Here is an 11791-nt window from a genome sequence, read left to right as displayed (position 1 = left end):
TGCCCTACCTGTCCTTCGTGCTCCGCGTCGCGTAGACCAGCCCGCACACGCCGGCCACCCCGACAATGATCTGCATCGCGCCCGTCACCGCCGCGAACGCGACCGGCAGCTGGTTGGCCCCCGCCACGGCGGCGGGGGCGAGCACGACCAGTACGGCGCGGATGGCGAAGTAGATGGCGAACACGCTGAGCAAACGGCGCGCGGTATCCGCCCACTTCTGCCGGTGCGCCACGGCGTGCAGGGCGAACGCCAGCAGGACGATGATGAGCAGCTGGAACAGAGACATCATCACGATCGAGGTGTAGGTGCTCACCGTGATCAGCGCCTCGGAGACGTCCTCGCCCCGGGCCTTCGCGGCCTCGCGGGCCGCCTGCTTGAGCGCGGCGGGCTCGATGACCAGGCCGATCGCGTTGAGCACCTGGTAGACGAGCTCGCCGGCAACCATCACCGCCCACGCGCCGACGAGGTAGCGCGTCGTGCTGGAGAGCTTCATCGCAGGATCCTCGCGGCGTCGACGGCGAAATAGGTGAGAATCTGGTCCGCCCCGGCGCGCTTGATGGATGTCAGGGACTCGAGCATGGTCGCCTCCGAGTCCACCCAGCCGTTGCGGCCGGCGGCCTGGATCATCGCGTACTCGCCCGACACTTGGTACGCGGCGACGGGCACGGGCGAGAACTTCGCGATCTCGGAGACCACGTCCAGGTACGCCATCGCGGGCTTGACCATGACGAAATCCGCGCCCTCGGCGATATCGAGCTCGGCCTCGAGCAGGGACTCGCGCTGGTTCGCCGGGTCCTGCTGGTAGGTCCTCCGGTCGCCGCGTAGCGACGACCCCACCGCCTCGCGGAAGGGCCCGAAGAAGGCCGAGGCGTACTTCGCCGAGTACGCCATGATGGACACGCCGGTGTAGCCCTCGGCGTCGAGCGCCTGGCGGATCGCGGCGACCTGGCCGTCCATCATGCCCGAGGGGCTGACCATGTGGGCGCCGGCGCGGGCCTGGGCCACGGCCATGCGGGTGTAGCACTCGAGGGTGGCGTCGTTGAGCACCACCTGCGAGCCCTGCTTGTCTTCCCCCAGGACACCGCAGTGCCCGTGGTCGGTGAACTCGTCCAAGCAGGTGTCGGCCATGATGACGAGGTCGTCGCCGAACTCCTCGCGCAGAGCACGGATCCCGCGGTTGAGCACCCCGTCCTCGGCCCACGCGACGGAACCGGTCGCGTCCTTGTCGGAGTCCAGGGGCACGCCGAACAGGTCGACGCAGCGCACCCCCGCCGCGAGGGCCTCGTGCGCGGCGGCCTTGAGCGAGTCGAGCGTGTGCTGGTACTGGCCCGGCATCGAGGAAATCTCGCGCTTCTCGGTCAACCCGTCGGCGTAGAACATCGGATAAATCAGGTCACTGGGCGCCACGCGCGTCTGCGCCACCAGCTCCCGCATGGCGGGGGTGGAGCGGAGACGACGCGGGCGACGGATAATTTCATGAGCAGACACGTTGCCCAGTCTAGAGGGTCGAACAGACACCGCCGGTCGCCCTACTCCCCGGCGGCCTTGCGGCGCACGCGCCGCTTCTTGCGCGGCGGCGGCAGCTGCCCGGCGGCGCGCAAGCCGGCGACGTGCTCGGCCAGGGCGTCGACGAGCGAGGGGACGTCGGCGACCTCGGGCACGACGTCGACACGAAGCCCCTGCTCGCGGGCCTCGGCGGCGGCCATCGGCCCGATCGCCGCGATGATGGTGCGCGGGTGCGGCTTGCCCGCGATGCCCACCAGGTTTTTCACCGTGGACGCCGAGGTGAAGCACACCGCGTCGAAACCGCCCGACTTGATCATGTCGCGCACCTCGAGCGGCGGCGGCGCGGCGCGGACGGTGCGGTAGGCCACGACGTCGTCCACCTCCCAGCCGAGGTCGACGAGGCCGTCGACCAGCACGTCCGTGCCCAAGTCGGCGCGCGGCAGCAGCACGCGGGAGACCGGGTCGATATCCTCGACGTACTCGGGGAAGACCTCGACCAAGCCGTGCGCGTTTTGCTTCGTGCGGTGCGGGACGAGCTCGGGCATCATGCCCCGGGCGCGCAGGGCGTCGGCCGTCTTCCCGCCGACGGCGGCCAGGTGGACCCCGGCGAACGAGCGCGCGTCCAGGCCCAGCTCCTCGAATTTGTCCCAGACGGCGTCGACCGCGTTGGTGGAGGTGAACACGATCCACTGGTAGCGGCCCTCCACGATGCCCTTGATCGCGCGGTCCATCTGCGCCGGGTTGCGCGGCGGCTCCATGGAAATGGTCGGCACCGACTGCGGGATCGCCCCGTAGGAGGACAGCCGGGCGTTCATCGGGCCCGCCTGCTCCTTTGCGCGCGGTACGAGAACCCGCCAGCCGTACAGCGGGCGGTTTTCCCACCACGAGTACTTCGTGCGGTCATCCACCGCGGTGCCGATGGTGACCACCAGGTTGCCGTCCAAGTCGGCGTCGATCTTGCCGACGGTCTCCAGCGTGGCGTCGAACGTGCGCTGTAGCCGGGTGGTGCCGTTGGTAGTCACCGTCAGAGACGTCGCCGGGGAAAAACCGCGCTCGATCAGCTCGGCGGAGATGACCGGCAGGTGCTCGTCGCGGGCCTGCAGCACCAGCGGCTGCGGCGCGGCGGCGAGCTGGTCCCAGTCGACGGGCTCGTTGGACAGGTCGGCCTCGGTGTAGGTGGACCCGAGCGCGATGCCCGCGAACGAGGGCACGGTGGACGGCAGGGACATGCCCGGCACCACCTGGAACTCCAGCCCCGCGGCGGCCACCGCGGAGATCTCTTCCTTCACCGCGTCGCGTGTCAGGGGGTTTCCTGCCACGAGACGGACAACGTCGCCGTCGCCGGCCTCGCCGCGCTCGATGGAGGCGGCGGCGCGCGCAAGCCCGTCTTTGAGGATGTCGACGATGCCGGCGCCGACCATCCCGACCTCCTCAATTTCGGCGGCGGTCAGGTCCGCCGGCCGCGGAGGCTTGCGGCGGGCGCCAGCCTCGCGCGCCGCGGCACACATCCGCTCGTACTCCTCGTCCGCGGCCTTGAGTTTCGCCTGCGGGACGGGGAGCGCGGACGCGACGACGGCACGCACCCCCTGAAGGACATCGGGGTCGACCACGGCGATAGAATTCGATTCCAGCACCTCACGCGCGCGGATTGTGAGTAGATCTGGGTTGCCCGGGCCTGCGCCGACGAAGATGATCTTCCCCGGCTGGGGCGTGGTGGAGGGCAGTGTCATATAAGGTTCTTCTCTCAAAGGCGTAAGCGAATCCCGGCAGCCGGGGCCGACGACTTGGGGGCCCCGCATGCTCCGGGATATTTCGACGTATGGTAGTTACACCTTAAAGTGAATGAGCCGGGAAACAAAAACCCGGCCGCGGATCACTCGCTCGCCATGAGTTCGGCGGCGCCGGCGTCGAGAAGCTTGGCGGCGAGTTCGCGACCCAGGCCGCGCGCACGCTCGCGGGAGGCGATGTCGTCGACGTCGGGCACCTCTATGGAGCCGGACTGTACAAGCTGGCGGGAGCCGTCGAGGGCGAACACCCCGGCGCGCAGCGTGAGCTGGCCGCCGGCGACTTCGGCGTGGGCCGCCACGGGGGCGGTGCAACCCGCCTCGAGGGTGGCCAGCACGTGGCGCTCGGCCGAGACCTGCAGCGCCGCGGTGTTGTCCATCAGCGATTCGAGCACGGCCACCGTGCCGGCGTCGTCGCTGCGGCACTCGACGGCGAGGGCGCCCTGGGCGGGCGCGGGCATGAACTCGACGGGGTTGAACAGCTGGGTGGCCCGCTCACCATATCCGGCGCGCGCCAGCCCCGCGTACGCCAGCACGATCGCGTCGAGCTCACCGCTTTCCACCCGCCCCATGCGGGATTCGATGTTGCCGCGCAACGGGCGGATGTCCAGATCCGGGCGCAGAGCCTTCAGCTGCGAGACCCGGCGCGGAGCGGAGGTGCCCACGCGCGCGCCCTCCGGCAGGTTGGCCAGCCCCATGCCGTCGCGGGCGATCAGCGCCTCGCGGTTGTCCTCGCGGGCGGGCACGACGATGCGGGCGCGAGGCTCGTCGGCGGTGGGCAGATCTTTGAAGGAGTGCACCGCGACGTCCACCTGGCCGGTAAACAGGGCGTCGCGCAGCGCGGAGGTGAACACGCCGATGCCGATGCGCTCCACCGGCGCCTGGGAGAGATCGCCGGGTGTGGTGACGATCGTCAGCTCCGCCTCGGTCCCGCCGGCGATGATCGCGTCGCGGACGTGACCCGCCTGGGTGGTCGCGAGGTTCGAGCCCCGGGTTCCGATGTGCAGCATGGGATGTCCTTTAACTTTCTAACTCTCGTCGTTGATGTCGCTGATGTCGCTGATGTCGCTGAGCTTCGGCAGCCGCTTGGCGTCGATGGCCACGGAGCTGCGGCCGAGCCCGAAGAGCTCTTCGATGGCGGTCTCCACGCTCACCGTCTCCGCCGTTGCCGCCAGCTCCTTGATCTTCACCGTCGGGGTGTGCAGGATCTTGTCCACCACCCTGCGCACCGAGCGCGTGACCTGCTCGAAGTCGTCCTGGGTGAGATCCGGCACGCGGGTGCGCAACCGCGCGAGCTCCCCGTCGATGACGTCCCCGGCCGCCTTGCGCAGCTGCGCCACCGCCGGACCCACCTCACGAACGCGCTGCCGGGAGCTGAAGTTGCTCACTTCCTCCGCCACGATCGCCTCGGCCGCCGCGCGGGAGCGCGAGTCCTGGCTGTCGCTCTCGCGCATGCGCTGGTGGAGGTATTCGATGTTGACCAGGTGGACGCCCTCGCGCTGCGCCACGGCGTCGTCAATATCGCGCGGCAGGGACAGGTCCGCCAGCATGACGGGACCGGAAATGTCGTCGGGGGTGATGGTGAACTCGTCGCTGGCCGTGGCGGAGACGGCAATGTCGACGCGGGCCAGCGCCCCCGCGCGGGCGTTGAAATCCACCACCTCGGCCGACACACCCGCCTCCCGCGCGTGCTCCGCGAGACGCTCGGCGCGCGAGCGGGTCCGGTTGGCGATGATGAGCTTGTCGATGCCCCGCTTGCCCAGGTGGGTGGCCGCCAGCGAGGCCATCGCGCCCGCGCCCAGGACGAGCGCGGTGCGTCCGATAAACGTGTCGATGCCCATGATGTCCATCGCCTCATCCAGGGCGAGGGTGACCATGGACGCGCCGGCGTCATCAATATCGGTCTCCGTGTGCACGCGCTTGCCGGTGTGCAAAGCGGACTGGGCCAGCGAGTGCAGCCCTGGGCCCACCGTGCCCCTCTCCGCGGCGTCCTGGTAGCTGGAGCGCACCTGGCCGATGATCTGCTGCTCGCCCACCACCATCGAGTCGAGCCCGGAGGCGACCGTCATCATGTGTTCGGCCGCGGCGTCGGCGTAGCGCACATACAGGTAGGTGCGCAGCTCCGCCTCCTCCAGCCCGGAGGTCTGCGCGAGCACGTCGAGCACGTCCTCCACCCCCGAGTGGAAGGAGTTGGTCACCGCGTACACCTCGAGGCGGTTGCACGTGGAAATGATCATTGCCTCGGACAACGAAGGCTGGTTGACCAGGGCCGTCGTCGTCTCGGTTTGGACGGAGTCGTCCATGCTCAGGCGCTCAAGCAGAGCGACGGGTGCCGACCGATGCGACATCCCTACCACGAGAACACTCACGCTTAACCCTTTCGAAAAGCTCGAAATCAAACTAAAGGATAACCCAACTAGTCCGCCAGCTCGGCGGCGAGGTCGTCGTTGTCGACTTCCCAGCAGGCAAACTCCTCGCCGTCGATGACGACGACGGGCACGCGATCGCCGTACTCGGCGGCCATTTCGGGGTCGCGGTCGACGTCGACAAGCTCGAGGCTCGCACCCGCCGCGGACACGACGGGCTGGATTTGGCGGGCCACGCGATCGCAGGAACCGCACGTTGAGCGGACCATCAGCGCGACGTTTTTCACGGTGCTCCTTCCAGACGTTCACGCGGTACGGTTGTTAACGCTACTCCGCCCCCGAAGAAAGGTTGACACGACTATGAGCGCGGACCCGACACAGCGCCCCGGCAGGGAGTTTCTCGCGCAGTGGTCCGCCTCGCACGGCAACGTGCGGCGGTTCTTGGAGGAGCTGGCCATGCCCCCGCTTGGCGACGCCGCGCAGCGCGCCGCCGGCGAGGCCGCAGCGGCCGCCGCCATCGAGGAGACGTTTGGGCTCAGCATCGACGACTTCACCCTGGGCGTGGACACCGTCGGCGGGGCGTTTGCCACCGCCGGCGCCGCGAGGGTGACCCAGCCCGACCCGGACGTGCCGCAGAACGCGGAGGCCGCGGCGTTCTTCGACATCGACAACACGCTCATCCAGGGCTCCTCCCTCGTGCTGCTGGGCCGCGGGCTGGCGAAACGGCGCATGATCACCCTGCGCGAGCTGCTTCCCGGCCTGACGAAGCAGCTGCGCTACCGCCTTCTCGGCTCCGAGAAGGCCTCCGACATCGTCAGCGGCCGCGAGCACGCGCTCGGCCTCGCGCGCGGCAAGCGGGTCAGCGACCTGCTCGAGCTCGCCGAAGACATCGTCGACGGCCAGATCCTGGGCCGCGCTTTCGAATCCACCCTGGAACTGGCGAAGATGCACCTCGCCGCGGGCGAGCAGGTGTGGCTCGTCTCCGCCACCCCGGTGCAGATCGGTCAGGCGCTCGCCGCGCGGCTCGGGTTCACCGGGGCGCTCGGCACCGTCGCCGAGGACGAGGACGGGGTGTTCACCGGCCGGCTGGTGGGCGACATCCTCCACGGCCCCGGCAAGCGCCACGCCGTGGCGGCGCTCGCGGCGATCCAGCAGCTCGATCTCGCGCAGTGCACCGCCTACTCCGACAGCATCAACGACGTCCCGATGCTGTCGATGGTGGGCACTCCGGTGGCGATTAACCCGGACCGCGCGCTGCGTCGCCACGCGCGGCAGCAGGGGTGGGAGATCCGCGACTACCGCTCCGTGCGCAGGGCCGCCGTGCCCATGGCGTTTGCCGCCGGCGCGGCGGCGGTGGCGTGGGGAGTAACGCGAAAGGCCCGCACCCGGTAAGGTGCGAGCCCTTTTTCTCCCCTACTTACCCAGCTTGCGGCGCTGGACGCGGGTGCGGCGAAGCATCTTGCGGTGCTTCTTCTTGGACATGCGCTTGCGACGCTTCTTGATGACTGAACCCATAAGGCATCCTCGTTTCCTAGTTGTATGTACATACCTGCCGGCGGGCGCGGGCGGGAAGCTAGAGCATCAACCGCGGGATGTAGGTGGCGAGGTGCACTCTCGTCCGTCCCGCGAAGCCCGTGCGCTCGCTGGCACGAATGCCTAACAGCATACAGTCGGCCCCCAACGCCACCAAAAAGGCACCGGCGCCCGCCGGAAGCGTTAACCCACGTTGTACACGGAGGAATCGAGGTAGTCGCGCACAGCGCGCTCATTCACGCGGAACGATCGCCCCACCCGCACGGCGGGCAGGTCGCCGGCGTGCACCAGGCGGTAGACCGTCATCTTGGAGACACGCATGATCTCCGCGACCTCAGCCACGGTCAGAAACTTTCCTTGCTCTTCATTAGCCATAAAATGTCATAACCCTTCAGCACGGTCGCGCTGTAGGCTTCCCCTCCTACAGGACGATCACGCACGTGCTCCAACCAGACTAGCGTGAATTGTGGGTAAGTTGCGACTTAAGCGCCCGGAATATGCGCGAGTTTTCTCGAGTTAATCCAACGCGACGTGTGTGAACGGTGGGGTTGGGCTCGCTGCGGGCCTATTGTGCTTCTCGGCCCAGCTCGGCGGAGCGGCGCGCTGCGGCACCGGTGGCGCGGTAGATTGCCCCGCGCCACCCCGACTCCTCCAGTTCGCGGATGGCCGCGGCCGTCGTGCCCGCCGGGGACGTCACCGCGTGGCGCAGCTGCGCCGCCGGAGTCTCGCCCGCCAGCATGTCTCCGGCCCCTCCCGCAGTCGCGCGCGCCAGCTCCTCGGCCACGTCGCGCGGAAGCCCGAGCGAGACCCCGGCGTCCACCAGCGCCTCGGTAAGCAGGAAAAAGTAGGCGGGGCCGGACCCGGAGACGGCAGTGGCGGCGCCGATAAGCTTCTCGGGCACCTCGACCACGCGGCCCGTTGCCCCCAGGATGCCGAAGACCTCCGCCCGCTTCTCGTCGTCGACGTACCGGCTGCTGGCCACGACGTGCACCGCCTTGCCCACCAGCATTGGGGTGTTCGGCATGACCCGCACCAAGGGGGTGCCCGCCGCCGAGACGGCGCCCTCCATCGCCGTGAGAGTAATGCCCGCGGCCATGGAGACTATCGCCGTGGATTCGTCGTGACGCGCGACCGTGTCGCTGATCTCCTCGATGACGTCCAGGATCTGCGCGGGCTTGACGCACAGGAAGCACACGCTGGCGTCCGTGACCGCCTCGACGTTGTCGCTGCCCGTGAGAATGCCGTAGCGCTGCGCCAGCTCGGCCGAGCGCTCCGGGTTGCGGTTCGTGGCAAAGATGGACGTCGGCTCCACCCCCGCTTTGACCAAGCCCGCGATGAGCGCCTCACCAATATTTCCTGCGCCGATGACGGCGATCTTTCCCGACTCCACGGCTACAGGACCGTTACCAGAGCGGGGCCGAACGTGACAACGGCCCCGGCGATCCCCGCCAGAGTCATGGTGAGCCCGTCCCTGCCGGTGCGCAGAGCGCGGACCCCGAAGACGATGAGCGCGGTGGCAACCAGGGCGATCGCCGCAGCTCCCGCCACCGGCACCTGCGTCCACACCCACCTGAACGCCAGGAATCCGAGAATGCCCACGACAAGGCCGAGGAACACGAACAGCACGAGCAGGATCGGGTTCACGGTGGCGTCTTCCGCGTGCGCCTCCGCCTCGGCCTCGGGGGCGGGTGCCGCAGGTTCCGCGGGTGCGTCGGGCACCTTCGGCAGCTCACCGGTCGCGTCGGGCTCGGCGGCAGGGGTGGCGGGGCGCTCGAACTTCGTCCACGTCACGGTGGGGGCATCGGACGCGGGCTCGGGCTTCGCCGCGGCTGGCTCGGGCGCGTCGATGGGCACGCTGGAATGCTTGGACTCAGCCGGCCGGGCGTCCACCTTGCGCAGGGAGCCGGTGAGCTCGGCTACGGAGACGCCGCCCTCGTCGAGACTGCGGCGGTGGCGCCGCCGGGGCTGCTCGGAGCCGGGGTTTTCCTTCTGAGCTCGCGCGAGAAGATCCGCCACGGTCAATTGCGAGTCGTCCGACATTAGCTCCCTCCTTCAAAGTTAGGTCCCTGGTCGATCCACCGCAGGATAACGCCCTCACGCAGGGCCCACGGGCAGATTTCCAACTTATCAATATTTAAGGCCCGCATCGCTGCTTCGGCAACCAGGGCGCCGGCGACAATCTGGTGGGAGCGGTCGGCGTTGATACCCTCGAGCTCCGCGCGGTCGGCAGCCGTCATCCGGGAGATGAACGCTATGAGCTGGCGCAGACCCGGCGCGGTCAAGGTGCGCTTGACAAACGGGCCGGCGGACGACGGCGCGGCGCCCGTGAGGCGGGCGAGCGTGCGCAGCGTCTTCGAGGTACCCACGGCCAGCCCCGTTTCGCCGAAGGCGCGGAACTGCTCCGCGGGGGAGGCGAGCTCCGCGTCGATGAAATCGCGCAACAGGTTGATCTTCTTGCGCTCCGGCGGATCGGTGTCGAACCACTGGTGCGTCAGGCGGCCGGCACCCAGATCGAGCGACACCGCGAGGTCAGGGGTCTCTTCCGTGCCTGTGGACATTTCCAGGGAGCCACCACCGATGTCGATGTTGGTGATGCGACCCGCCGACCAGCCGTGCCAGCGCCGCGCCGCCAAAAAGGTCAGGCGCGCCTCCTCCTCGCCGCTGAGAATCCGCAGCTTCACACCCGTCTTCTTCTCCACGCGCCGCAGCACGTCCTCGGAGTTGGTGGCCGAGCGGATGGCGGAGGTGGCGAACGCGAGGAACTGCTCGCACTTCAGGTTGGCGGAGAGATCCTTCGCCTCCTGGACGGCGCCGACGAGCTTGTCCACGCCTTTGTCTTCGATCGCCCCGTCGTCATCGAGGAGCTCGACGAGACGCAGCGGCTGTTTCCAGTCGCTCATCGGGGTGGGGCGTCCGCCGCTGTGGGCATCCACCGCCACAAGGTGGACGGTATTGCTGCCTACATCTAATACACCTAGTCGCACACACTCAGAGTAGTGGGTCTACGGTGTGCAAGTGTGAATCAACCAGCCCAAAGGCCCGTCTATCTCGGATTTCCGGCAAGCTCGCCGGCGGGAAGGTCCATCCTCGCCGGGCGCGAGGCGGCGCCGGACTTCCCCCGCGAATGGTTCGACTTCGTTGATCCGGCGGACCCGAACCACCTCATCCACGTCGACCTCACGTGGCTAGAATCCACGTGGAGCTGCCGCTTCGGCACTCCCGACTGCCACGGTATCGACGAGTCACTGCCCGAGGTGGGCTGCTGCATCCACGGCGCCTACCTGTCCGACGAGTCGGACCGCGACGACCTGTACAACGCCGTGGCGCAGATGCCCGCGAAGTACTGGCAGTTGCGCCCCGCCGAGACGGACTCCTACATCGAGGCCGCCGATCCGACGGAGCTCGAGCCGTGGCTCGAATGGGATATGGATGACTCTAACGAGGCCGAAGACGGGGAGGAGCCGAGCCTGAAAACGGCCCGCGTGAACGGCGCCTGCATCTTCGCCAACCGCGCCGACGCGGAAACCGGGCCCGGCTGCGCGCTGCACCAGTGGGCCGTCGCCGAGGGCCTCGGCATCATCGGGCACAAACCCGAAGTGTGCTGGCAGGTGCCGTTCTCGCGCGAAGACGAGTGGATCGAGCGCCCCGACGGCGCGGAGATCTTGCGCACCACCATCGGCGAGTACGACCGGCGCCAGTGGGGAGGCGGCGGCGAGGACTTCGACTGGTGGTGCACCGCCGCCCCGAACTGCCACTCGCCGGCGGGCCCGCCCGTGTGGCAGTCCATGAAGGAAGAACTATCGACGCTGATTGGTGCGGCGGCGTACGCGGTCGTCGAAAAGCACTGCTCAGCGCGCGCCGAGCTGCCGGCTCACGCGCGGGCTGTCCACCCCGCGACCGCCGCTCAGGCCTCGAACTTGTAGCCCAGGCCGCGGACCGTGACCAGCTGGGTGGGGCGCGACGGGGCGACCTCGATCTTGGTGCGCAGGCGCTTGACGTGCACGTCCAAGGTTTTCGTGTCGCCCACGTAGTCGGCGCCCCAAATTCGTTCGATGAGCTGGCCGCGGGTGAGCACGCGTCCGGCGTTGCGCATGAGGTACTCCAGCAGGTCGAACTCTTTGAGCGGCATGGCCACCGGCTGCCCGTCGACGTAGACGGTGTGGCGGGAGACATCCAGCTTGACGCGGCCGCCCTCGAGCACGCGGTCGTCGGCGACGGCCTCCTCCTCCGCGACCTCGGGGCCGCGGCGCAGCACGGCGCGGATGCGGGCGATCAACTCGCGCGAGGAATAAGGCTTGGTCACGTAGTCGTCAGCCCCCAGCTCCAGCCCGACCACCTTGTCAATCTCCGAGTCGCGCGCGGTGACCATGATGATCGGCACGGCTGAGGTCGTGCGCAGTTTCTTGCACACGTCGGTGCCGCTCATACCGGGAAGCATGAGATCCAGCAGAACGAGGTCGACCGCGTTGTTGTCGAACTCCTCCAGCGCGCTCTGCCCGTCCGGCGCCACGATGGCATCGAAGCCTTCCTTGCGCAGAAGGTAGGCCAGGGGATCGGCCAAGGATTCTTCGTCTTCGACAATCAGGATCGTCGTCATTGCTT

The 11791-nt window shown here is 68.5% G+C and carries 14 protein-coding genes; 2 read left to right on the top strand and 12 right to left on the bottom strand.

The annotated features are described in order from the left end of the window. Positions 1–4: 4 nt before the first annotated feature. The 6 genes from BLS40_RS09055 to BLS40_RS09030 all read right to left on the bottom strand — a co-directional run bounded on the left by BLS40_RS09055 (position 5) and on the right by BLS40_RS09030 (position 5925). A complete protein-coding gene (locus BLS40_RS09055; RefSeq protein WP_092151442.1) occupies positions 5–493 on the bottom strand; it encodes a hypothetical protein in 489 nt (162 codons plus the stop codon). Further along, positions 490–1488, bottom strand: coding sequence for a porphobilinogen synthase (hemB, locus tag BLS40_RS09050; protein ID WP_407922406.1), 999 nt, complete (start codon positions 1486–1488; stop codon positions 490–492). Before hemB ends, BLS40_RS09055 begins: the two co-directional genes overlap by 4 nt. A gap of 41 nt (positions 1489–1529) precedes the next feature. After that, positions 1530–3236, bottom strand: a complete 1707-nt coding sequence (locus BLS40_RS09045) for a bifunctional uroporphyrinogen-III C-methyltransferase/uroporphyrinogen-III synthase (protein WP_092151440.1) — start codon at positions 3234–3236, stop codon at positions 1530–1532. 143 nt (positions 3237–3379) lie between these two features. Next, positions 3380–4300, bottom strand: a complete 921-nt coding sequence (gene hemC / locus BLS40_RS09040) for a hydroxymethylbilane synthase (RefSeq protein ID WP_092151438.1) — start codon at positions 4298–4300, stop codon at positions 3380–3382. An 18-nt stretch (positions 4301–4318) separates the two neighbouring features. Next, positions 4319–5659, bottom strand: a complete 1341-nt coding sequence (locus BLS40_RS09035; RefSeq protein WP_092151436.1) for a glutamyl-tRNA reductase — start codon at positions 5657–5659, stop codon at positions 4319–4321. A 47-nt stretch (positions 5660–5706) separates the two neighbouring features. After that, positions 5707–5925: a glutaredoxin family protein gene (locus tag BLS40_RS09030; RefSeq protein WP_092152252.1), complete on the bottom strand. Its 219-nt coding sequence runs from the start codon at positions 5923–5925 to the stop codon at positions 5707–5709. A gap of 91 nt (positions 5926–6016) precedes the next feature. Here BLS40_RS09030 and BLS40_RS09025 point away from each other — a divergent pair, with 91 nt between their 5' ends. Then, on the top strand, positions 6017–7048 hold the full coding sequence (locus tag BLS40_RS09025) for an HAD family hydrolase (RefSeq protein ID WP_092151434.1): 1032 nt from the start codon (positions 6017–6019) through the stop codon (positions 7046–7048). Positions 7049–7069: 21 nt separating this feature from the next. On the opposite strand, the gene BLS40_RS09020 is transcribed toward BLS40_RS09025, so the two are convergent. The 5 genes from BLS40_RS09020 to BLS40_RS09000 all read right to left on the bottom strand — a co-directional run bounded on the left by BLS40_RS09020 (position 7070) and on the right by BLS40_RS09000 (position 10173). Continuing rightward, positions 7070–7171 carry a 30S ribosomal protein bS22 gene (locus tag BLS40_RS09020; protein WP_003855542.1) on the bottom strand — a complete coding sequence of 34 codons (102 nt, stop codon included), beginning with the start codon at positions 7169–7171 and terminating at the stop codon, positions 7070–7072. A 201-nt stretch (positions 7172–7372) separates the two neighbouring features. Next, positions 7373–7564, bottom strand: coding sequence for a helix-turn-helix domain-containing protein (locus BLS40_RS09015; protein WP_092151432.1), 192 nt, complete (start codon positions 7562–7564; stop codon positions 7373–7375). Positions 7565–7754: 190 nt separating this feature from the next. Next, positions 7755–8579: a pyrroline-5-carboxylate reductase gene (proC, locus tag BLS40_RS09010; protein ID WP_092151430.1), complete on the bottom strand. Its 825-nt coding sequence runs from the start codon at positions 8577–8579 to the stop codon at positions 7755–7757. Between the two features lie 2 nt (positions 8580–8581). Then, complete coding sequence (locus BLS40_RS09005; protein WP_092151428.1) at positions 8582–9229, bottom strand: hypothetical protein; 648 nt, start codon at positions 9227–9229, stop codon at positions 8582–8584. Further along, positions 9229–10173 (bottom strand): Ppx/GppA phosphatase family protein, encoded by a 945-nt coding sequence (locus BLS40_RS09000; RefSeq protein WP_092151427.1) that lies wholly within the window; start codon positions 10171–10173, stop codon positions 9229–9231. The genes BLS40_RS09005 and BLS40_RS09000 overlap by 1 nt, the downstream gene beginning before the upstream one ends. 33 nt (positions 10174–10206) lie before the next feature. On the opposite strand from BLS40_RS09000, the gene BLS40_RS08995 reads away from it, so the two are divergent. Then, positions 10207–11112, top strand: a complete 906-nt coding sequence (locus BLS40_RS08995) for a hypothetical protein (protein WP_172808022.1) — start codon at positions 10207–10209, stop codon at positions 11110–11112. Here BLS40_RS08995 and BLS40_RS08990 read toward each other — a convergent pair. Next, on the bottom strand, positions 11094–11786 hold the full coding sequence (locus BLS40_RS08990) for a response regulator transcription factor (RefSeq protein ID WP_092151423.1): 693 nt from the start codon (positions 11784–11786) through the stop codon (positions 11094–11096). The two genes, BLS40_RS08995 and BLS40_RS08990, sit on opposite strands and share 19 nt — an antisense overlap. Between the last annotated feature and the right edge of the window lie 5 nt (positions 11787–11791).

It is taken from the genome of Corynebacterium mycetoides, from assembly GCF_900103625.1.
GTDB lineage: Bacteria > Actinomycetota > Actinomycetes > Mycobacteriales > Mycobacteriaceae > Corynebacterium > Corynebacterium mycetoides.
Note: the sequence above shows the minus strand (reverse complement) of the source record. Positions and strands in the feature narration are given on the sequence as shown.